We start from the raw sequence: 21,220 nt of genomic DNA on the forward strand, positions 1-21,220 counted from the left end.
TTCGCTCCGTTATTGAACGACGCTGACGTCGACGCCCGCGGGCACCGCCCGCGGCAGATACGCGTAGCCGGTGAACGCGCGCAGATGGCCGCTCGAGAACACCACGAGGTCGCTGCTCGACACCGCCAGCGGCACGCCGCGCCGCGTTGCGCTGGCGGCGACGTAGGCGTCGAAGGACGCGCCGAGCATCGCCTTCAGGTCGGGCAGCGTCGGACCATCCCACGCGACGCCGAACACGATGCCGTTGGCCGCCACGTACTCGCGCACCTCGGTGCCGGAGGGCAGCGTCAGCGTATGCACCGAATACGCGCCTTGTGCGCTGGCCGCGTGCGCGACCGCGTGCAGGCGCGTCTGATCGCCGTCGACGGTGCTGGCGCCATGGCCGAGCGTCGCGTGCGCGGCGAACGGCAACGCGCAGCATGCCCCGAGCATTGCGCAGGCAATGCGGGTAAGAAGCATCGGTTTCAAGAGATTTCCCTTCGAGGTGAAACGCCGCGACCGGCCTGAAGCCGATCGCAAACGCGAAACTAGGGGCGCACACCTGGCCGGCTGAGCCGGGTTGCTTTCACGCCGGTTGGGTTGCGTGAATGCGTCTACGGAAGGGCGAGGCGAAACTTTAGTCAGGGGAATGGGGGGCGGCAATCGTTTGCTACGCGATTTAAACCTTTCGCGGGCCCCGAATGGTTCGGCTACTTTTGATCAGGGTGGACAAAGCCGTTTAGCGACAATGCTTTGACGCTTATTCCGTTTCCGTCTGACATTTAAAACTCACAGACTGCGGAAACTGCGGGCGCCACGCGTAAAAGCTGCGAATGTGAGTAACGTTTCTTATCGATGTAAGCGTCTTCTGAATAACGGGCAAGTCATGTGCGCATTCCTCTGACTACATGCGACTTGCGACACGAATCGCGACGGGCAAAAAAAAATCGCTAAGGGCCTGTGCAGGCCCTTAGCGACGTAGATCGTTCGGAACTCGCGGCGCGTGCTACTTCTTCTGCTGCTGAAGAAGCGACTTCAGCTCCTGCACGTTCTCCTCTACGCGTTTCGCGATCACCGCATACGACTCCGCCTGCGTCTGATACGCGGCTTGCGCGAGCTGTTGCATGTCGGCGAGGGATTTGTGCAGGCTCTGCTGGATCAGCTCCGCGGTTTTACTCGACGGCGCGGCGCCTGCCGCCGTGAGCTGGGTCGTCAACGCCTGTAGCTCGCCCAGCGTGGTGCGCAGCATGTCGGCCTGTTTCTGCGCGAGCGACTGCATGCCCTGGAATGCTGTCTGATTCGCCTGAACCAGCGCTTCCATGTCCTTGCGGCGCGCTTCCATGATGGCGGGCACGTCGAAACCGGGGAGCTTGAACTGTTCAAGCATTTTGGTCAGATCGCCAAACGGGTTGGCTGCATCGGGTCGGTCCATGCGAAATCCTCCTTGCGGTTGAAGATTCATCGCCTCTGCGCCGCCCACACCAGGCGCGACGCCGATGCCGGCGGCTGCTGTGCCGCGCTCGCCGCCACGCGGACGTGCTTTTGGGGTCGCACGGCACATCGCAGCAATCATGCGCTATCCGGCTGCGTTGCGCCAGCGGACTCACCCTGACGCATATCGGTCCGCGGCGACGCGCGTCGCTTCGAGAACCGCGCTGCGCGCCGCTAAGCGGCGCGCAGCGAAAGGCTCGGAAAGTTACTGAATGGCTTTCGTAACCCGACCGATCAAGGGGTCGACTATCGTTGCGGGGAGCCGGTCCATCGTGGCACCGGAGCTGTTTTCGATGGGAGCGACATCATGAGAAAAGTATTCTTCAGCGCGGCCGTGGCCGCGATTCTTGGCATCAGCGCGACGGCCGCGCTCGCCGACGACGCCATGTCGCCGGCCCCGCCCTCCGCCATGCACGACGGCGGCCCGCGCGGCGACGGGCCGCCGCGGCATGGTCCGATGATGGGTCACCCGAGCCCGACCTTCGCGGTGATCAACGATCTCGAACAGTTGCGCCGTCTGTATGCGCTGAACGGCCACGAAGGGGAGATCGTCGCGGTCTACCACGACGTGCTCAACAAGACCCAGGACCCGATGCTGCGTCACTACGTGTACGACTCGCTGGCGCGCGAGCAGTTGAAGCCCGCCAATCCCGAGCAGGCGATCGCGACGCTGCGCACGAGTCTCGCCGAAGATCTCGCGGCGGCGAACAAGGCGCCGCATGGCACGCCGCCGGCGCCGCCAACGGCGCAACCGCAATAATTTTTTATCGCGAATCGCGAATGGAGCGCCGCGCCAAGTAGCGCTCTTTTTTGCCCCGGCCTATGCGAGCGCGTTCGGATGACCGGGCGATCTCCGCCTCTTGCGGACCGTTGGAAGCGCTCCCGCAGCCCCGCCCCGAGCGGCTCCCGGGGACTACGTTGGCTGGCCCACATTGGCGCATCACTGGCACTTCTCATCTTCCGTCAGGTGATTACGATAGGGGCTTTGCAACGTCAGGACAGGGTGAAGGAATGCGCTATCCGCTGGACATCGCCATTGCCGCCGCCCTGCTCGTATTCGTGCTGTGCTGCATCGTCAAGCTCGCTTTGAACTGATCGGCGACTCGACGTCCACGCCCTCTTCTTCGTCTCGCTCCCCCGCCGTTTCGCGTCGCGCTTCGCCGTGCAAGGTGCCGCGCACGGCCGCGCTTCGCGCCTCGTTTCGCCGTGACATCGCTCGAAATAATTGTTGAATGGAGTTCGACGGGCCCCTCACCCATACTTCGTTCGCTGCCGGTGCGTGACGAAACACAGACGCATGAGATCGATAGTCCTTACGTGCGAATCCCTTCGCCGATGATCGACGATCCCTCGGTTGCCCGATCATCGGCGATGGACTCGAACAGACTGGCACCGCGTGCCGACGACAGGATCATCATGTTGACTTCAGTGAACTTCATCAAAAAGAACGCCGTCCGTTTCACCTGCATGGCACTCGTGTGCAGCGGCGCGCTGCTGAGCGGCTGCGCCGGCGCCAGCGTCACGAATCTGAGCACGACGGGCATGTCCGCGACGGCCGACGCCGGCACGCAGTCGACCATGCATCCGGACACGATCTACGTGTACGCGTTCGATGCCGATCCGCAGCAGGTCAAGCTCGATAACCACGGCATGCTGCAGAAACTGAAGACGCAGTTGTCGGGCTCCTCGGACGCGCAGAAGCAGGTTGCCGACGCCGCGCAGGTGCGCGAGCAGGTCGCCGACGAGATCGTGCACCAACTGCAGGCGAAGGGTCTGCACGCGGTGCGCGCCGACGCGCCGGTGCCCGCCGGCCAGAACGTGCTGCTCGTGCAAGGCAGCTTCGAGACCATCGACGCCGGCAATCGCCGCCGCCGTACGCTGATCGGCTTGGGCGCGGGCAAGAGCGAGGTGAGCAGCGAGGTGCGGATCGTTTACCAACCCGCTGTCGGCGCGCCGCGCGTGGTGCAAAGCTTCACGGCCAACGCGGACAGCGGCAAGATGCCGGGCATGGTCGAAACCGCCGGGGTCGGTGCGGCGGCCGGCACCGTCGCGACCGCGGCAGCGGCCGGCGCGGGCCTGCACGGCGTGACCGAAACGAAGCGCGCGGGTGTGTCGGACGATGCAAAGCGCCTGGGCGATGCGGTCGCGAAACAGATTGCTCAGTTCGGCGTCGAAGCCGGCTGGATGCAGGCCGCGCAGAAGAGCTGAGCGGTTGAGCCTGGCGGGCTGTGCGGCGGACTGCGCACCCGACCAAAGAGCACGGTTTGAAAGACGCGGCGGTGTGGAGCGAAGTCCACACCGCCGCGTTTTTTTATCTACGCGCACCCGTCGCTATCCGCGCCACAACCGTCGCAACAGGGCGAGCAGCGTGGCCGGCGCGGTGCCCTTCTGGCAATAGCCGTCGAAGTTGTGACGCTCGCGGCCGGTTTCCCTCACGTGGTCTTCGTCAAGCGACGTGAACGCGACGATGCCAAGGCTGTGCGTCGGTAGATAGCGGCGCAGCGCGCTCGCCGTTTCGTAGCCGTCGCGCTCCGGCATCATGATGTCGAGCACGACGACATCGGGCACCCAGTTGCGCACGCAGTGCAGCGCCGCCGTGCAGCCTGTCGCGGCGCGCGCCTCGACGCCCTCGTAGGAAAGCCAGGTGGCAAGCGCTTCGGCGGCGTTCTCGTTGTCGTCGACGACGAGCACGCGGGGCACGTCATGCAATAGCTGGACCTCTCGGGCGCTCCACCTCTGGCAGGTAGTCGGATTTCGTGACATGTATGGCGGCCTGCGACTGAACCTTTCGATGGGCAGCAAGCGCCGTACCTCGGCTGCGGAGCCGTCAGATCCGCGCGTCGTGGCGGTCCAACGCCATCAGAAACACCCACTTTTGCCATCTGTTCTGTCAATCGTTGCGGGTCGACGTGTTCAAGGGCGCAAACGCGTTCCTGAACGGCGCATCGCCGACGGGCTCGGCGATCGGCGGCGGCATCAACGTGCAGCTCAAAAGGGCCGAAGACACCCCGACGACCAACGTGACGCTCGAAACCAGCGGCTCCGGCGAGTTCGGCGCGCATGTCGACGTCGGCCGACGCTTCGGCAGCGAAGGCCAGTTCGGGATTCGCGTGAACCAGGCGAATCACGACGGCGAGACGAGCATCGACGGCGAGCACCGTCGCGACAACACCACCGCGATCGCGCTCGACTGGCGCGGCGACAAGCTGCGTCTGTCCGGCGACTTCCTGTATCAGCGCGAGCACGTCAGCGACGGCCGGCCGGTCGTCTACTTCACCGACGCGATTCCCGCCGTGCCGCCGGCGACGTACAACTACGGGCAGAACTGGTCGTACACGAACCTCGAAGACACCGTCGGCATCCTGAAGGCCGAGTACGATTTCCTGCCCGGCTGGACTGCTTATGCGACCGGCGGCGTGCGTCGCACGGTCGAAAACGGCGAATACTACAACCCGACCTATTCGTCGGCCGGCGTTACTGGCGCCCGTCTCGGCGTGCCGTACAACCAGAATTCGACCTCCGCTCAAGTCGGCGTGCGCGGCCGTTTCGACACCGGCCCGGTATCGCACAGGGTCGCGGTGGGCGGCGCCATCACGAGCGAGGACACCAACTCCGCGTGGACCTACGCGTTCATGGGTCCGGTCTCGCTGTACAACACGGCGCAGACGCCCTACCCGCCCACGACGATGTCGGGCGGCAACCTGGCCGATCCGGGCATGACCGCCACCACGGTGATCCGCAGCGTGTCCGCGTCCGACACGCTCGGCTTCCTGCATGACCGCGTGCTGTTCACGGTCGGCGCGCGTCGCCAGCAAATCTCGACGGCCAACTACGACAACACGGGCATCGGCAGCGGCAACTACAGCGACGGCATCACCACGCCGCTGTTCGGCCTCGTGCTGCGGCCGACGCAGAGCATTTCGATCTTCGCGAACCGCAGCGAAGCGCTGGCCGCGGGCAGCATCGCGCCGGCGGGCACGGTCAACTACGGTCAACAACTGGCGCCGGTCCGCACCAGGCAGTGGGAAGTCGGCGTCAAGTACGACACCGAAAGGCTCGGCGCGTCGTTTGCGGCGTTCCAGATCGAACAGCCGTCGGCATTCACCGACCCGGTCACGCACATCTATGGGCTGAATGGCAACGAACGCCATCGCGGACTCGAAGCCGAAGTGCACGGCGAGCCACTCAAGGGCCTGCGGCTGCTGGCCGGCGCTTCGCTGATGAACGCGACGCTCGAGAATACGCAAGGCGGACTCTACGACGGCAATCGTCCGGTCGGCGTCCCAACCTTCCTGTTCAATCTGAGCGCCGATTACGACATTCCGACGGTGCCGGGGCTCGCCGTCAACGCGCGCTGGATCCATACCGGTGCGCAGGAAGCGAACGCGGCCAACACGCTGTCGATCCCGTCGTGGAATCGCTTCGACCTGGGCGCGCGCTACGAGACGTCCATCTACGGCAAGAGGACGACGTTCCGCGCCACCGTGGAAAACGTGACGAACAAGGCCTACTGGTCTGCCGTGTCGGCCTACGGTGCGACGACTTAGCTGACGCAGGGTGCGCCGCGGACGTTCCTGTTGTCGGTCAGCACCGACTTCTGATTGTCTGACCTGATCTCGGTCGCCTGAACCGGCCGGCTCGCATGCATGACTAAAACGCTGCCAGGCTTGCGGGTCTCGCAGCGTTTTTGTGTTTACGCGTGATCTGAACGGCTTGGTGCCGCCTTACGTCACTCGACCGGCGGCTCGCCTTCGGGTTTTTTCCTCGGCCGCTGCGCATCGTCGGCGCGCTGCGGCAGCTTGCTCTTTTCGTTATCGCTGTGCTTGACGGGCTGCGGATGATTGAACTGTTCGTCGACGTCTTTCATGGTGTGCCTCCGTGCCAACGCAACGCAACTCAACACCTACACCACAACGATCATCAATGCTCGGTGGACCGCACGGTCTCGCCGGTGCTTGCGACCGCGCCCGGCGCATCGGTTGCCGCGCCCATCGTCACCAGTACGCTGCACGTCACGCGATCGAGCAGCAGCCCGTCGTGGCGGCCGCTCCACCAGCGCGCGAGTCCGTGACTGCGGCGGTGACCGACGACGACCAGATCGGCCTTCAGATCATTGGCGTAAAACGGAATCTCATCAAGAGGCTCGCCGATCGCGAGATGACCCGTCGCGCGAATTCCGCGTGCGGCGAGTTTCTGCAAACCTTCGTCGAGCAGCGATTTGGCGGATTCGTTGATGAAATCGACCGGCACGGCGGACGTGATGTCCGCGCCCTGCATCCAGGCCGTATTGTTGAGCACGGAAAGCAGGTGCACTTCCGCGTTCAGGTCTTGCGCGAGAGCGGCACCGTCCTTCAACGCGTGTTGTCCTTCGCGTGTTCCGTCGTAACAGAGAAGAATGCGCTTGAAGCTCGACATGAGAACCTCCTTGCGCCGCGCGGCACATAATCATTCGATTATATGTCAATCTGTGATATATACCGCTCGGCACTGATGCATGCAAATACCTACAGAAACGCCGTTAAAAAGGCTCTATTCGCGAGGTTCGGCGGCAACCGAATCCCTGCCCTGGAATAGCGAAATGCGACGAAACCGTTCCCGCTCGCGTTCCTCGTTGAAGATCGACAGCGAGGGTTTGACGAGATCGTGGCGCGACACGATACCGATCAGCCGAAAGCTGGATGCATCGGCGACGACCGGCACGCGATCGAGCGAACGCGCGGCCAGACGCGCGGCGACATGCCGGCAGGTCTCTTCCGGCAACGCGATGTCGATCTGTTCGTTCGTGAGGTTCGCGTCGCTCGCGCACAGTTCGCCTACCGTCGCCGTCGCGCGGCCGTCGTCGAGCGCGGCGCTCAGCATCCGCCGATCCGCCATGCCGACTAACCGGCCCGCTTGCACCACCGGATACGCGCGATGAATCTGCGTCGAGCCGAAGTACTGTGCGAGTGCGTCGGCGACGCTGAGGCTCGCATCGATCGTCTTCACCGTACGCGTCATCACTTCATCCACGTGATGACGCTCGAGCGGATCGATACCGTACTCGCGATAGATGTGATATCCGCGTCGCGCGATCTTTTCCGTCAGAATCGAGCGGCGCATGAACAGCACCGTGAAGCCGTACGACACCGCGGCGGCCGTCAGCAGCGGCAGCAACGCATTGGCGTCGTGCGTCAGTTCGAACGCGAACACGACCGCCATGATCGGCGCGCGCATCATGCCGCCGAGCGCCGCCGCCATGAACACCAGCGGCCAGACGGCGGGGTCGCCACCCGGCATCGCCGGACCGAGCACCGCGCCGACGCCCGCGCCCATCATCAGCAACGGTGCGAGCACGCCGCCGGAGGTGCCCGAGGCCAGCGCGATCACCCAGATCACCGCCTTGACCAGCACGATCGCCAGCACCACGCGCACGGCGAGGTGATGCATCAGCAGATCGCCGATCACGTCATAGCCGACGCCCAGCGTACGCGGCTGGAAATAGCCGCCGATACCGACAGCGACACCGCCGAGCGCGGGCCACCACATCCAGTGAAACGGCAGCCGCCCGAACGCATCCTCGACCTTGTAGAGCATCGTCGACAATCCCCACGACAGCGCGCCGGCGATCAGCCCCGCGAGCGCGCACGACGCGAGTCCGAGCGCGCCGAGCGGCAAAGTCTGCAGCGGAAACAACGGGCCGCTGGCCAGCAATAGCGGCCGCGAAAAGCCCGCCACCGCGCACGACACCGCAACCGGCAGCAGACTGCGCGGCCGCAGTTCGAACAGCAGCAGTTCGACCGCGAGCAACACGGCGGCAACAGGCGTGCCGAACACCGCGGTCATGCCGGCGACCGCGCCCGCCACCAGCAGCGTCTTGCGCTCGCTGCTCGACAGATGGAAGAACTGCGCGATCAACGACCCGAGCGCGCCACCCGTCATGATGATCGGCCCTTCGGCGCCGAACGGCCCGCCGCTGCCGATCGCGATCGCGGACGCCAACGGCTTCAGCACGGCCACCTTCGGTGACATCCTGCTCTTGCCGAACAGGATCGCCTCGATCGCTTCGGGAATGCCGTGCCCGCGAATCTGCTCCGAACCGAAGCGCGCCATCAACCCGACGATCAGACCGCCGACGACCGGCACGACGACCACCCACAGCCCTAACGTATGGCCGGCGGGCGAGCGGTCCGCGATCGATAGCGTCTGAAAGAAGAACAGGTTGGTGAAAAAGCGGATCAGGTGCAGCAGAAAGTCCGCGGCGAACGTGCTGAGCATGCCGACCACGGCGGCAATCGCCGTGATTCGCAGAAGCCGGGTATCGGTGGCGAAGTCGCCTTTTGACGCGTTGGTCTGCACTGCCGCTCCTCGTGGTCGGATCAAGATGGGGAATTCGTGCGCCGTCGTAACAGCATCGGGCATGCATTAGCCGTACCTGAACGCATGCGGTTGCGCGGCGCAGCTGTCAGGACCGCCGCGCTACGACTCCGGCCACAGAAAGAAAACATGAGCGGCGTCTGCCGCGGGATCGACGGGCAAGCGATAGCCATGCGAGCGATCGCCCCATGCTTCGTGCGGCGAACCGTTCGGCCATTTCACGAGCACCACCGCCCCACTGGACAACTGGTCGACGACGGTGCCGCCATACACGCCGATCACGCTGCTTCTCACCCCCGTGTCACACGACGCGGGACATGAGTCGCGCATTGGCTGCTGGTAAGGACCGTTCTCCTGTTCGGCGGAGAACGCATAGGCAAAAGGAACGGCGCAAACCGAAATAAGGAGGATTGCCAAACGTCGACGCGACCCGGATCGTTTCATCGCGATTCCTTCGACAAACTACAGCCCCCAGATGATGTCCGCATCCGACTTGCGCGCCGCACGCATCATGTCCAGAAAAGGCCATGCGCGTTGCGACAAGCGGTTGCGTGACTCGCGTTGATTGCTCGGTGAGCAGTGCAATGCTTCGAGCGTCGTTTCCGCGGCCGCGTCTTCAGTGATGGCGGCTTCGAGCCGATCGATCGCGTGGGGCAGTTCGTCGTGGCTGATGACGCCACGCTCGCCGAGCCGCTTGCCGATCAGGCCTAGCAGATATTGCGCGAGATCTCTGAGCATGACGACGTCCGGCGACGCCGTCGATTGAAATGTGATCATCATGATGGCTCCTTTATAGAAGTATCCGGCAACGGGCCAACGAATCTCTCAATCCATCTGCCATCATTTTATATCACAACGTGATAAAAAAGAACGCACGCAGGGCCAACCGGGTCCATCGTTGACAGCCCCTGCCGCGCTCCCGACTGTTTGCGAAATACGATGGTTTTTCCGCGCCATGAAGCGGCCGGAGAACTTTTTATATCATATTGAAATATAATCATGACCAGAGTGTATTCGCGTTGCCAGGGTTTCCCCGGTAATGTCGGGCCCGGCATCATCGACTACTTTCTGCTCCTATCTTGTCCCGCACATCTGTTTCCAGCTGGCTTGCCAGCTTCGTCCCCGCACCGGTTACCGTGAAATGGCACGAGCGTGCGCGTTCTTGCCTGGGCGCGCTGCTCGGCATCGCGTTCACCGGTGGTCTGATGTATCTGCTGCTCGGTTCCGCCGCGAAGATTCCGCTGCTGGTCGCGCCGATGGGCGCTTCCGCCGTGCTGCTGTTCGCGGTGCCTGCGAGCCCGCTCGCGCAGCCGTGGTCGATCATCGGCGGCAACCTCGTGTCCGCGACGATCGGCGTGACCTGCGCGATGCTGATCGGCGATCCGACGCTGGCGGCCGCCCTCGCGGTGTCGCTGTCGATCTGCGGCATGTTCGCGCTGCGCTGCGTGCATCCGCCGTCGGGCGCGGTCGCATTGACCGCGGTGCTGGGCGGCCCGGTCATTCATGCGCTCGGCTACCGCTTCGTGCTCGAACCTATCGCGATCCAGTCGGCCGCGCTGCTGTTTGGGGCGCTCGTCTACCATGCGGCGACCGGCCACCGCTATCCGCACGCGGGCCGCCAGGATCGCGCGACGCCGAGCCAGGCCGCCGACGAAGCGGCGCGAGTCGGCTTCACGCGCGACGACGTCAAAGCCGTGCTCGGGCGCCGTGACGAACTGCTCGACATCGACACCGACGATCTCTATTCGCTACTGCGCGAAACGCAATTGCAGGCTTTCTCGCGCAGCTTCAACGAACTGCGCTGCGAAGACGTGATGTCGCGCCACGTCGTGTCGGTCTCGCCGGGCACGCGCGCCGCCGCCGCGTGGGAGCTGTTCAGGCGCCACAACGTGAAGGCGCTGCCGGTCGTCGACGCGGGCCAGAAGCTGCTCGGCATCGTCACGCGCGCCGACTTCGTCGACAGGAAAAGCTTCGGCGCGCTCGGTCCGATCCTGAACTATTTCGACGGCTGGCTGCGCGGCGATGCGCTGCGCACGTCGAACGTCGGCAGCGTGATGACCAGCGACGTCTGCACGGTCGCGGCCACCGATCCGATCACCGAGCTCGTGCCGATGTTCGCGAACTTCGGCCATCACCACGTGCCAGTGCTCGATCGCGCGGGCCGCGTGGTCGGCATGATCACGCAGGTGGACCTGATCTCCGGCCTGTATCGGCAAACCGCCACCCGAGCCCGCGAGGCGGCCTGATTTTCGACTAAAAGAGCAAGGAGACCTGCCGCGCGATGCCGTCGCCACGGCCGCAATCCACCCAAATACATCATGATGTGATATATTTTCGGCTTTTTCACATCGACGGACATCCCATGAAAGTACGGACTCGCAAGCTCGTCAAGAGCGATTTCGAGCAGTTGTCGGAGTTTCGCTACCAGATGCGGCGCTTCGAACGCTTTTCCGAGCAGGCCGCACAGAACGAGGGCATCACGCCGTTGCAATACCTGTTGTTGCTGCATATCAAGGGCTACCCTGAGCGCGACTGGGCGACCGTCGGCGAACTCGCGGAGCGTCTGCAGGCGCAACATCACGGCGTCGTCGCACTGGTATCGCGCTGCGAGGCACTGAGTCTCGTGCGCCGCCAGGTCAGCGAGACCGATCGCCGCCAGGTTGAAGTACACATCGAAAAAGCGGGAGAGCGGGTACTCGAGCGGCTCGCGGAACTGCACCGCGCCGAATTGAGATCGCTCGAAGGCGCCTTCCAGATTCCACAGATCGACCTCGACTAATCATGAGCATGGATTCCCACAAACGCGACTTCGCGGCGAATGCACGGCTACCCGGCATATTCGCGCTCGCCGCGTGCATCGGCGTGGTCAGCACAGTTGCCGCTTTTGTTCTGCTGAACCTGATTCACCTCTTCACCAACCTGTTTTTCTTTCAGACGCTGTCGTTCGCCGACCGCTCGCCCGCCACCAACACGCTCGGCCTGTGGGTGATCGGCGTGCCGGTGATCGGCGGTTTGATCGTCGGCCTGATGGCGCGCTTCGGCTCCGAAAAGATTCGCGGCCACGGCATTCCCGAGGCGATCGAAGCAATCCTGTTCGGCAAGAGCAAGATGTCGCCGAAAGTGGCGGTGCTCAAGCCGTTGTCGTCGGGCATCGTGATCGGCAGCGGCGGGCCGTTCGGCGCGGAGGGCCCAATCATCATGACCGGCGGCGCACTCGGCTCGCTGATCGCGCAGTGCGTGAAGGTCACGTCGGCGGAACGCAAGACGCTGCTCGTGGCCGGCGCCGCGGCCGGCATGACCGCGGTGTTCGGCACGCCGGTCGCGGCCGTGCTGCTCGCGGTCGAGTTGTTGCTGTTCGAATGGCGGCCGCGCAGCTTTCTGCCGGTCGCGGTGGCCTGCGCGGTCGCTGGCTTCGCCCGCGCGATCTTCTTCGGTACCGGTCCGTTGTTTCCGCTGCAGACCGCCGCGCCCGATGGCTGGTCGCTGCTGTCGTGCGCCATCGCTGGCGTGTTGTCGGGCGCCTTGGCGTCCGGGCTGTCCGCCGCGCTTTACAAGGTGGAAGACCTGTTCGGCAAGCTGCCGATCCACTGGATGTGGTGGCCCGCGCTCGGCGGCATCGTGGTCGGGATTGGCGGCTGGCTCGAACCGCGCGCGCTTGGCGTCGGTTACGACGTGATCGGCGATCTGCTGCATCAGCACATCGCGGTGCAAGTAGCGCTTTTGCTGCTCGCCGTGAAGGCGGTGATGTGGGTCATCGCGCTCGGCTCGGGCACCTCGGGCGGCGTTCTCGCGCCGCTGCTGATGCTCGGGGCCGGGCTCGGCACGGTGCTCGCGCACTGGCTGCCGGGCAGCGAGCCGGCGCTGTGGCCGCTCGTCTGCATGGCCGCGACGCTTGGCGCCACGCTCGGCGCGCCGCTGACGGCCATCGTCTTCGCGTTCGGCCTCACGCACGACGCCAACGCGCTGCTGCCGCTGCTGACGGCAACGCTGATCGCGCATGGCTTCTCCACGGTCGTGATGCGTCGCTCGATCATGACCGAGAAAATCGCGCGACGCGGTTATCACATCTATCGCGAGTACGGTGTCGATCCGCTCGAGCGCCACTATGTCGACGAGGTAATGACCGCCTCGGTCGAATCGGTCGATGCCGCCACGACGGTCGGCGCAACACTGCAAACGCTGTTCGGCGCGAACCAGCTGCGCCGCGCATATCCGGTGGTGCGCGACGGCGCGGTGATCGGCGTGGCCGAGCGCATGTTGCTCGAACGCTTCTGCGCCGAGGACGCGGAGCGCAAGCGCGCGATGACGCTCGCCGACGTGTTCGCGCAGCACAATACCGCTTTCGCGTTGCCATCCGAAACCTGCCGGCTGGTGGCGACACGCCTCGCCGTGCTGGGGCTCGAACGCCTGCCGGTGGTCGCCGATAGCAGCAGCATGCGTCTGGTCGGCATCGTGTCGCGCAGCGACCTGGTCAAGCCATCGCTTGCTCACTTCGAAGAAGAACACAAGCGGGAGCGTTTCCGTCGTATCGGGCCGTCGCGAACCAAGCGGCGCTTCGAGCCGGTTCGTAAAACCAGCTAAAAAGACCGCGAAACAAACCAAGGCCGAGCCCCGTTAGGGCCTCGGCCTTTTTACTGTGGATGGAGCTACTTGCCCGCGCCGCGCGACTCGACGCAACCCAGCACGAGCGTATCGCCCGATTTCGCGCCGGGACTCAGAGCCGCAGTATGAAAGTCCGCGTGATCGCAATGCCATTCGGCATGGAAGTCGCGTGGGCACGCCATCGTCGTGCCGCCTTTGTGTAGGCCCGGCAGCGGGTAATTGCAAGTCTCCCGTCCATTGCAATGACGCGCGAGCTCGCGAGTCAGATTGCCATTCGGCGCGCCGCAATTCGCGCCATAGGTGCCCGATACGATCGTGATCGCGCGCAGTTGCGCGTCGGCATTTGCAGACATCACGAATACGCCGCCTGCCAACGCCAGCGCAGCCCGAAGAATTCCACTGACGATAATGCGTCCGTGCCGCGAAGTTTCCACCGGCTTCATCACTTTGCACCTCCGTTCCCGCTATAGGCGACGCTCAACCGAAACGCGCCGCCTCTACCAGGTATAGAAGAAAGAGCAAAGGACTACCACACAAAATCCCATTCCCGCACGCGATAGCGGCAAAAGCCGTTATTCGAGCGCCTTGTCGTTCGGCGTCGCGTAAAGCTGCTTCAGCGACTCGCTCATCGGAAAATCGAAGCTGATGTTCTTCGGCGGCACCGGCTTCACGAACCAGCGGTCGTACATCGTGTGGATTTCCGGTCCTTTCATCGTCCGTTCGAGCGTGTCGTCGACGAGCTTTCTGAACTCGGGGTCGTCGCGGCGCATCATGAAGCCGTACGCTTCCGACGACTGCGGCGTGCCGGTGATGATCCAGTCCGACGGTTTCGCGGTCAGCGTGCGGGTACCGGCAAGCAATACGTCATCCATCATGTACGCGACGGCACGGCCGCTTTCGAGCGTGAGGCGCCCTTCGCCGTAATCCTTCGCGCTAATGATCTGCATGTTCATCTTCTTGTCTTCGTTCATCTTGCGCAGGATTCGCTCCGATGTCGTGCCCTGATTCGTCACGACCGTCTTGCCCGCGAGATCCGGAAAGTCCTTGATGCCCGAGTCCTTGCGCGTCAGAAGACGCGTCGTCGCGACGAAGAACGTGTCGCCGAACGTCACCTGGCTTTGGCGCGCGGCGAGATTGGTCGTCACGCCGCATTCGAGATCGACGGTGCCGTTCTGGACGAGCGGAATGCGATTCTGCGAGGTCACCGGGATGAAGCGCACCTTCAGGTCCGGGCGCTTCGTTTTCGCCTTGACCGCATCGATGACCTTGTTGCACAGGTCCTGCGAAAAGCCGATCACCTCGTTGTTCGCATCGACGTACGAGAACGGCACCGAGGTCTCGCGATGGCCGATCGCGATCACGCCGCTTTGCTGGATCTTCGCGAGCGTGGACGCCGCGTCCTGCGCGAACGCGCCGGCACTCGCCGAGCTTGCCGCCACGATCACGGCAACAGCGGACCAATTCATCACTTGCATGGGTATCTCCAAAACGTGCGGCAGGTTGCTGATGGATGGCGGGCTGCCGTACCAGACGTCTACATATGTTGCCATTAAAAAATTAATTGCAACATATGTTAACCACCAAGAGTTGAAGCACCGCGCGGCGAGGTCTTCCGGTCCATAAAAGTCATCGCCGATCCGTACCGGACACCATTTTCAAAACCGTACAGGTACTGTACCGGGACCTGTCGCTAGAATGAGCTTCACCGTTTTCTGTTGGCGACACCGGAGCCCCCATGTCTTTCGTCACTCTCAGCGCGCTGCCCGCCGGCATTCTGTTCGCGCTCGTCACCTCGATCACGCCCGGTCCGAACAATACGATGCTGCTCGCGTCGGGCGTCAATTTCGGCTTTCGCCGCACGCTGCCGCATCTGTCCGGCATCAGCGCCGGCGTGGTGCTGTTGATGCTGTCGGTCGGGGTCGGCCTCGGCGAGGCGTTCGTGCATTTCCCCGTGCTGTACACGGTGCTCGAAGTCGTCAGCGTTGCTTATCTGCTGTATCTGGCGTGGAAGATCGGCACGTCGGGCGAGCTGAAGCTCAGGAGCGGCGAGCGTCGCCCGATGCGCTTTCATGAGGCGATCGCGTTTCAGTGGGTCAATCCGAAGGCGTGGATGATGGTGCTGACCGCCGCGACGACGATCCATCTGAGCAACAGCTTCGGCATGAACGCCGTTGCGATGGCCGCGGTGTTCTATGTAATCGGCTTCCCGTGCATCTGCGTGTGGGCCGGTTTCGGCACCGCGATGCGCGAGGTACTGTCGAACCCGAAGCGGCTGCGCGTCTTCAACATCGCGATGGCGCTGCTGCTGGTGGCGTCGCTGTATCCGATCGCGCTGAAGCTGTTGGGGCACGGCGGCTGAGCAGCCAGCGCGCCGCGGCGTCTACCACGCCCCCTGCCCGACCCGCTCGACGAAGCGCCACAACGCGTCGTCGGTCGAATACGGCGCGTTGAAGCGGAACCACGCGCTCGGCGCGTCGTCGGGACGGAAATAGGAGCCCGGCGCGAGCCAGATGCCGTGCGCGAGCGCGGCGGTCGCCACCTCGGCCGCCCGCTCCGCTTCGATCGGCAGACGCGCCAGCATGAAGAGCCCCGCGCGCGGCCGGTGAAACACCTCGAGCCCGAGCGCGTCGAGCCGTTCTTCGAGCGCCACGTGGGCAAGCTTCAGCCGTTCGTTGACCGTCTCGACGTGGCGTGCGTAGCGCCCTTCCACCAGCACCTTGTCGACGATCCGCTCGATCGTTTCCGACGACGTCAGCCCCACCGCCATCTTCGTGCGCGCAAGTTCGCGCAGTACCGCCTGCTCGGCGACCACGTAGCCGCAGCGCAGCGCCGGCGTCACCGTCTTCGAAAAGCCGCCGACGTGCACCACGCGCTGCAGCCCTTCCATCGCCGCCAGCAGCGGCGCGCCGGCCGGCGCCAGTTCGCGGCTCACGTCGTCCTCGATCACCCAGATGCGCTCGCGCTCGGCGATCTGCAGCAAGCGGAACGCGGCCGACATGCCGAAGGTCGCGCCGGTCGGATTCTGCAGCGTGGTGTTGACGAAGATCGCCTTCGGCTTGTGACGCTCGACCAGCGTCGCGAGCACGTCCGTGTCGACACCGGCCGGCGTACGCGGCACGCCGTGCACGACCAGCCCGGCGAGCTTCAGGATCTGCAGCAGGTTGCAGTAGCCGGGATCCTCGACGATCACCGCATCGCCCGCACGCAGCAGCGTACGCACGATCAGATCGAGCCCCTGCGTCGCACCCTGCGTGAGCAACACGTTCGAGACGTCGACGGGTAGCCCGAGCCGGTCGAGCTGTTCGGCGATGCGCTCGCGCAGCGGCGCGAAACCGTACGGATGGCCGTAGTCGCCGAGGCGCGCCGCGGGCACCCGGCTCAACGCGCGCAGCGAGTGATGCAGGCCGCTCTCGTTGATCCATTCGCTCGGCAGCCAGCCGCAGCCGGCCTTGATCGGCACCGAGTGATCGGCGAACACATCGGACAGCAGCCACGTCGCGGTCAGGCTCGGCGGCGTCCAGTCGGCGACGGCCGCGCGCGTCGCCGGCGAGCGCGCCGCCACCCGATAGCCGGAGCCGCGCCGCGCGACCACGAGCCCCATCGACACGAGCCGGTTGTACGCCTCGGTCACCGTAAAGGTGCTCAGCGCGTGGCTTTGCGCAAGCTGCCGCACCGATGGCAGCAGCGCGCCCGCGCGCAGCGACTGCGCGTCGATCGCGCGCGCGAAGCCTTGCACGACCTGTTCGACGAGCGTCGGCGCCGCGCGCCGGTCGCGTTGAAGGTCCAGTTCGATCATGTTGTCGGGCGAAAAACCAGCGGCAAAAAGGCGGATCGCGGACCGCCCGCCCACCGGAACAGTTCGCGCGAATCCGCCAGCACAGTTAACACCACACTTCGTCAACTGTTTATGCCGCCATTAAACCGCGGACGCTACAGTTTGGCTACGCTCAACGCTCCATCCCACGCCCACTTCGAGGAAATGCCATGACTTCGCGCCCCGTCATCGACGATCTGTCGTCGTTCTGGATGCCCTTCACCGCCAATCGCCAGTTCAAGGCCGCGCCGCGCCTGCTGGAATCGGCCAAGGGCTTGTACTACCGAAGCACCGACGGGCGTGAGATTCTCGACGGCTGCGCCGGGCTGTGGTGCGTGAACGCCGGCCATGGCCGCGATGAAATCGTCGCCGCGATCACCCAGCAGCTATCGACGCTCGACTTCGCGCCGACCTTCCAGATGGGCCACCCGCTCGCGTTCGAAGCGGCGACGAAAGTTGCCGAGCTGATGCCGGAAGGGCTCGACCGCATCTTCTTCACGAACTCGGGCTCCGAATCGGTCGACACCGCGCTGAAAATCGCGCTCGCCTACCATCGCGCGCGCGGCGAAGGTCAGCGCACGCGTCTGATCGGCCGCGAGCGCGGCTATCACGGCGTCGGCTTCGGCGGCATTTCGGTCGGCGGCATCGCGCCGAATCGCAAGACGTTTTCGGGCGCGCTGTTGCCGGCGGTCGATCATCTGCCGCACACGCACAACCTCGAACACAATGCGTTCTCGAAGGGCCAGCCCGCATGGGGCGCGCACCTGGCCGAGGATCTGGAGCGCATCGTCGCGCTGCACGACGCTTCGACGATCGCCGCGGTGATCGTCGAACCGGTGGCCGGCTCGACCGGCGTGCTGATTCCGCCGCAAGGCTATCTGCAGAAGCTGCGCGAGATCTGCACGAAGCACGGCATCCTGCTGATCTTCGACGAGGTGATCACGGGCTTCGGCCGCGTCGGCAAGGCGACCGCCAGCGAGTACTTCGGCGTCACGCCGGACCTGATCACGATGGCGAAGGCGATCAACAACGCGGCGATTCCGATGGGCGCGGTCGCGGCGAGCCGCACCATCCACGACACGGTCGTCGGCAACGGCGCGCCGGGCGCGATCGAGCTGTTCCACGGCTACACCTACTCGGCGCATCCGGCCGCTGCCGCGGCCGCGATCGCGACGCTCGATCTGTACCGCCGCGAGCAGCTGTTCGAGCGCGCGGCCAGCCTCGCCCCGACGTTCGAAGCCGCCGCGCATGGGCTGCGCGGCGCGAAGCACGTGAAGGACGTGCGCAACCTCGGCCTCGTCGCAGGCATCGAACTCGAATCGCGCGACGGTGCACCCGGTGCGCGCGCTTACGAGGCGTTCGTCAAATGCTTCGAGGCGGGCGTGCTGATCCGCTTCACCGGCGACATCCTCGCGTTCTCGCCGCCGCTGATCATCGACGAAGAGCAGATCGCGCGGCTGTTCCGTACGGTTGGCGACGTGCTGGCGACGGTGCAATAAGCAGGCGCGCCACCAGGCGACAACAAAAGAGCGGCGGCACGCGCATGCGTGCCGCCGCTCTTTTTCATTGCTGCCGCTTTGCAAGTCCCAAGCTCAGTGATGAGCTCGCGCCGCCCGCGTCTGCGCGGCCTTTTTCGCGGCAGCGGAGCGTCCAGCCGCGCCCTTCGTCGCCGCGGCCTTTTTGGCTGCGGCGGAGCGGCTCGCGGCGGGTCGCCTGGCCGCCGCCGACTTCGCCTGCTTCGACATCGCCGCCGACGACGCCCCGGCCTTGCTCTCGCGCTTGAGCACGCTCTCCGACACGCGCGAGCGTTTCGCGCTCGACTCCGTGCTCGCGCTCTTCTTCGCGGCGCCGACCTGCTTGCGCGCCGCGCTGTCCTTCTGCGCTTTCTTGCGGGTCGCCTCGCTCGTGGTGCCCTTCTTCGGCGGCTTCAGGTCGACGCCCGCGCGGCGCGCCTCGGACAGCCCGATCGCGATCGCCTGCTTCGCCGAGCGCACGCCGTGCTTGCCGGCGCGGACCTTGTCCACCTGTTCCTTGACGAACTCTCCCGCTTGAGTACTCGCTGATTTGCCGGCACGTTTATCGGCCGCGGCACGCTTCAAGGTTTTCTGCTCTGGCATGACGGTTCTCCGGTTGTGGGTATGGCTCTATCGTTCAGCAACGAGCGTGCCGGAGTACTCCTCCGCAACGAGGTCGGGCGGCAGTCGCGCGGCGGGACTCGCGTGCGTCGGCGGGACGGCGTATGGTTGTGGACATGAGACGGGAATAGGCGCTGAAGCGCTAACTCAAATCGACCGCCTTGCATGGAGACAGCCATGAAGATCGCTACCGTTCGCGCTGGCACACATATCGAGGGCGTGCACTGGATCGCCGAGTACGTCGAAGACGTCCACGAAATTCGCGTGTTTCGCGAGGGGCAGGAAGTGGACGTGCACAATGCGCCGTCCACACTGTTCGGCGACGAAGAAAACGCCGGTTCGAAAAACACCGCCGATCATCGCGCGATGGAAGCGGCCGTGCTCGCTTATCTGAGGCGCTTCGTCACGGAGCACGACGCGGAAGAGTAGTTTTCGCCCGCGGCAACCTTCATTTTCACAGGTCGCCGCGAGCGCACAGGCATCAGGATTCACCCAGCCATCGCGCGGCAGTCACGACCGACCGCCGCGCGCCACGCCTTCAATCCGCCGGCCGCAGCTTCTTCACCTCGGCATCCGATGGCTGCACGCTCGCGCCATCCACGTAGCGGTACGACGTCATCACGCCCTTGCCGTCCTTCACACCGGTCACGCCGACATACGCGCCCATCGTCGACTGATTGTCCTGCGCGCGGTACATGATCGGCCCGAACGGCGTCTGCACGTTGAGCCCCTTGAACGCGGCGGCGAGTTTGTCGGGATCGGTCGAACCCGCCTTCTTGATCCCGTCCGCGATCGACATCAGCGCCGAATAGCCGACCACCGAGCCAAGCCTCGGATAGTCGTGATACTTGGCCTGATACGCATCGACGAACTGCTTGTTCGCGGCCGTATCGAGCGAATACCACGGATAGCCGGTCACGATCCAGCCGGTCGGCGCTTCGGCGCCAAGCGGATCGAGGTAGTCGGGCTCGCCGGTCAGCAGCGACACCACCGCGCGATCCTTGAAGAGCCCGCGCGTATTGCCCTCGCGCACGAACTTGCCGAGGTCGGCGCCGAACAGCACGTTGAAGATCGCGTCGGGCTTCGCGTCGGCGATCGCCTGGGTCACGGCGCCCGCGTCGACGTTGCCGAGCGGCGTCGCCTGTTCGACCACGAACTGCACGTCCGGCTGCGCGGCCGTCAGCAGCTTCTTGAAGGTCGCCACCGCCGATTGCCCGTACTCGTAGTTCGGGTAGACGATCGCCCAGCGCTTCTTCTTCAGCTTCGCGGCTTCGGGCACCAGCATCGCGACCTGCATGTAGGTCGAAGGACGCAGACGGTACGTGTATTTGTTGCCGTCGGCCCAGACGATCTTGTCGGTCAGCGGTTCGGCGGCGAGGAAGAAGATCTTCTTCTGCTTCGCGAAATCGGCGAGCGCGAGACCGGTGTTCGACAGGAAGCCGCCGAACAGCAGTTGCACCTGCTCGCGCGCGATCAGCTCCTGGGCGACGCGGATCGTGTCGCCGGGGTTGCCGCCGTCGTCGCGCGACACCACTTCGAGCTGCTTGCCCAGCACGCCGCCCGCCGCGTTCACCTGCTCGAGCGCGAGATTCCAGCCTTGCTTGTAAGGCCCGAGAAAGGCGGGCTGTGCCTTGTAGCTATTGATCTCGCCGATCTTGATGGTTTGCTGTGCGCTCGCGCTCAGGGCGGCGAACGAGCACACGGTCGACACCATGAGGCGAGAGATCCATCCTGCGCGCGTGGTCATGCGTTTCTCCGTTTTCTGAAGGAATGGTGGTTTTTGTCAGACGTGCGAACGTGTGGGCGTGCAAGCGCGCGGCCATGTGGATCTGCGAACGGTGACCGG

The 21,220-nt window shown here is 64.6% G+C and carries 23 protein-coding genes; 9 read left to right on the plus strand and 14 right to left on the minus strand.

Annotation, left to right across the window (positions count from 1 at the left end):
* Window positions 1-9: 9 nt before the first annotated feature.
* Both EVC45_RS06470 and phaP read right to left on the minus strand, forming a co-directional pair.
* Window positions 10-459: a DUF2844 domain-containing protein gene (locus tag EVC45_RS06470; RefSeq protein ID WP_211193384.1), complete on the minus strand. Its 450-nt coding sequence runs from the start codon at window positions 457-459 to the stop codon at window positions 10-12.
* A gap of 526 nt (window positions 460-985) precedes the next feature.
* Complete coding sequence (phaP, locus tag EVC45_RS06475; protein WP_129957190.1) at window positions 986-1,411, minus strand: phasin family protein; 426 nt, start codon at window positions 1,409-1,411, stop codon at window positions 986-988.
* A 366-nt stretch (window positions 1,412-1,777) separates the two neighbouring features.
* On the opposite strand from phaP, the gene EVC45_RS06480 reads away from it, so the two are divergent.
* Window positions 1,778-2,230, plus strand: coding sequence for a hypothetical protein (locus EVC45_RS06480; RefSeq protein ID WP_129957191.1), 453 nt, complete (start codon window positions 1,778-1,780; stop codon window positions 2,228-2,230).
* Between the two features lie 553 nt (window positions 2,231-2,783).
* Here EVC45_RS06480 and EVC45_RS46600 read toward each other — a convergent pair.
* Window positions 2,784-3,014: a hypothetical protein gene (locus EVC45_RS46600; RefSeq protein ID WP_248295054.1), complete on the minus strand. Its 231-nt coding sequence runs from the start codon at window positions 3,012-3,014 to the stop codon at window positions 2,784-2,786.
* Here EVC45_RS46600 and EVC45_RS06485 point away from each other — a divergent pair.
* Complete coding sequence (locus EVC45_RS06485) at window positions 2,938-3,678, plus strand: DUF4410 domain-containing protein (RefSeq protein WP_248295053.1); 741 nt, start codon at window positions 2,938-2,940, stop codon at window positions 3,676-3,678. The two genes, EVC45_RS46600 and EVC45_RS06485, sit on opposite strands and share 77 nt — an antisense overlap.
* Window positions 3,679-3,801: 123 nt before the next feature.
* On the opposite strand, the gene EVC45_RS06490 is transcribed toward EVC45_RS06485, so the two are convergent.
* Window positions 3,802-4,233, minus strand: a complete 432-nt coding sequence (locus tag EVC45_RS06490) for a response regulator (protein WP_129957193.1) — start codon at window positions 4,231-4,233, stop codon at window positions 3,802-3,804.
* Between the two features lie 146 nt (window positions 4,234-4,379).
* Here EVC45_RS06490 and EVC45_RS06495 point away from each other — a divergent pair, with 146 nt between their 5' ends.
* The gene (locus EVC45_RS06495; protein ID WP_248295043.1) at window positions 4,380-6,017 is read left to right on the plus strand and encodes a TonB-dependent siderophore receptor; all 1,638 of its coding nucleotides are present in this window, start codon (window positions 4,380-4,382) and stop codon (window positions 6,015-6,017) included.
* A gap of 182 nt (window positions 6,018-6,199) precedes the next feature.
* Here the strand turns inward: EVC45_RS06495 and EVC45_RS45540 are convergent, their stop codons facing one another.
* The 5 genes from EVC45_RS45540 to EVC45_RS06515 form a co-directional block, all read right to left on the minus strand.
* Window positions 6,200-6,337 (minus strand): hypothetical protein, encoded by a 138-nt coding sequence (locus EVC45_RS45540; RefSeq protein ID WP_168991420.1) that lies wholly within the window; start codon window positions 6,335-6,337, stop codon window positions 6,200-6,202.
* Window positions 6,338-6,390: 53 nt separating this feature from the next.
* The gene (locus EVC45_RS06500) at window positions 6,391-6,885 is read right to left on the minus strand and encodes a universal stress protein (RefSeq protein ID WP_129957194.1); all 495 of its coding nucleotides are present in this window, start codon (window positions 6,883-6,885) and stop codon (window positions 6,391-6,393) included.
* Between the two features lie 114 nt (window positions 6,886-6,999).
* Window positions 7,000-8,805: a chloride channel protein gene (locus tag EVC45_RS06505; RefSeq protein WP_129957195.1), complete on the minus strand. Its 1,806-nt coding sequence runs from the start codon at window positions 8,803-8,805 to the stop codon at window positions 7,000-7,002.
* Between the two features lie 120 nt (window positions 8,806-8,925).
* Window positions 8,926-9,153 (minus strand): hypothetical protein, encoded by a 228-nt coding sequence (locus EVC45_RS06510; protein ID WP_248295044.1) that lies wholly within the window; start codon window positions 9,151-9,153, stop codon window positions 8,926-8,928.
* A gap of 132 nt (window positions 9,154-9,285) precedes the next feature.
* The gene (locus EVC45_RS06515; protein WP_129957197.1) at window positions 9,286-9,603 is read right to left on the minus strand and encodes a DUF1840 domain-containing protein; all 318 of its coding nucleotides are present in this window, start codon (window positions 9,601-9,603) and stop codon (window positions 9,286-9,288) included.
* Window positions 9,604-9,902: 299 nt separating this feature from the next.
* Between EVC45_RS06515 and EVC45_RS06520 the strand changes: the two genes are divergently transcribed.
* The 3 genes from EVC45_RS06520 to EVC45_RS06530 all read left to right on the plus strand — a co-directional run bounded on the left by EVC45_RS06520 (window position 9,903) and on the right by EVC45_RS06530 (window position 13,404).
* Window positions 9,903-11,069 carry an HPP family protein gene (locus tag EVC45_RS06520; protein WP_211193379.1) on the plus strand — a complete coding sequence of 389 codons (1,167 nt, stop codon included), beginning with the start codon at window positions 9,903-9,905 and terminating at the stop codon, window positions 11,067-11,069.
* A gap of 116 nt (window positions 11,070-11,185) precedes the next feature.
* Complete coding sequence (locus EVC45_RS06525; RefSeq protein WP_129957199.1) at window positions 11,186-11,602, plus strand: MarR family winged helix-turn-helix transcriptional regulator; 417 nt, start codon at window positions 11,186-11,188, stop codon at window positions 11,600-11,602.
* A 2-nt stretch (window positions 11,603-11,604) separates the two neighbouring features.
* Window positions 11,605-13,404 (plus strand): chloride channel protein, encoded by a 1,800-nt coding sequence (locus tag EVC45_RS06530; protein ID WP_129957200.1) that lies wholly within the window; start codon window positions 11,605-11,607, stop codon window positions 13,402-13,404.
* 65 nt (window positions 13,405-13,469) lie between these two features.
* Here EVC45_RS06530 and EVC45_RS06535 read toward each other — a convergent pair whose 3' ends face one another.
* Both EVC45_RS06535 and EVC45_RS06540 read right to left on the minus strand, forming a co-directional pair.
* Complete coding sequence (locus EVC45_RS06535; protein ID WP_248295045.1) at window positions 13,470-13,778, minus strand: hypothetical protein; 309 nt, start codon at window positions 13,776-13,778, stop codon at window positions 13,470-13,472.
* 219 nt (window positions 13,779-13,997) lie between these two features.
* Entirely contained in the window at window positions 13,998-14,900 is a 903-nt protein-coding gene (locus tag EVC45_RS06540) for a glutamate/aspartate ABC transporter substrate-binding protein (protein ID WP_129957202.1), read from the minus strand.
* A gap of 260 nt (window positions 14,901-15,160) precedes the next feature.
* Between EVC45_RS06540 and EVC45_RS06545 the strand changes: the two genes are divergently transcribed.
* Window positions 15,161-15,784 carry a LysE family translocator gene (locus EVC45_RS06545; protein ID WP_129957203.1) on the plus strand — a complete coding sequence of 208 codons (624 nt, stop codon included), beginning with the start codon at window positions 15,161-15,163 and terminating at the stop codon, window positions 15,782-15,784.
* A gap of 21 nt (window positions 15,785-15,805) precedes the next feature.
* Here the strand turns inward: EVC45_RS06545 and EVC45_RS06550 are convergent, their stop codons facing one another.
* Window positions 15,806-17,221: a PLP-dependent aminotransferase family protein gene (locus EVC45_RS06550; RefSeq protein ID WP_129957204.1), complete on the minus strand. Its 1,416-nt coding sequence runs from the start codon at window positions 17,219-17,221 to the stop codon at window positions 15,806-15,808.
* Between the two features lie 188 nt (window positions 17,222-17,409).
* Here EVC45_RS06550 and EVC45_RS06555 point away from each other — a divergent pair, with 188 nt between their 5' ends.
* A complete protein-coding gene (locus tag EVC45_RS06555) occupies window positions 17,410-18,738 on the plus strand; it encodes an aspartate aminotransferase family protein (RefSeq protein WP_129957205.1) in 1,329 nt (442 codons plus the stop codon).
* Window positions 18,739-18,831: 93 nt separating this feature from the next.
* Here the strand turns inward: EVC45_RS06555 and EVC45_RS06560 are convergent, their stop codons facing one another.
* Window positions 18,832-19,356, minus strand: coding sequence for a DUF6496 domain-containing protein (locus EVC45_RS06560; RefSeq protein WP_129957206.1), 525 nt, complete (start codon window positions 19,354-19,356; stop codon window positions 18,832-18,834).
* Between the two features lie 195 nt (window positions 19,357-19,551).
* On the opposite strand from EVC45_RS06560, the gene EVC45_RS06565 reads away from it, so the two are divergent.
* Window positions 19,552-19,803 (plus strand): hypothetical protein, encoded by a 252-nt coding sequence (locus EVC45_RS06565; RefSeq protein WP_129957207.1) that lies wholly within the window; start codon window positions 19,552-19,554, stop codon window positions 19,801-19,803.
* A gap of 109 nt (window positions 19,804-19,912) precedes the next feature.
* Here EVC45_RS06565 and EVC45_RS06570 read toward each other — a convergent pair whose 3' ends face one another.
* On the minus strand, window positions 19,913-21,121 hold the full coding sequence (locus tag EVC45_RS06570) for an ABC transporter substrate-binding protein (protein ID WP_129957208.1): 1,209 nt from the start codon (window positions 21,119-21,121) through the stop codon (window positions 19,913-19,915).
* Window positions 21,122-21,220 lie beyond the last annotated feature (99 nt).

Source organism: Paraburkholderia sp. UYCP14C (assembly GCF_004197395.1).
Lineage (GTDB): Bacteria > Pseudomonadota > Gammaproteobacteria > Burkholderiales > Burkholderiaceae > Paraburkholderia.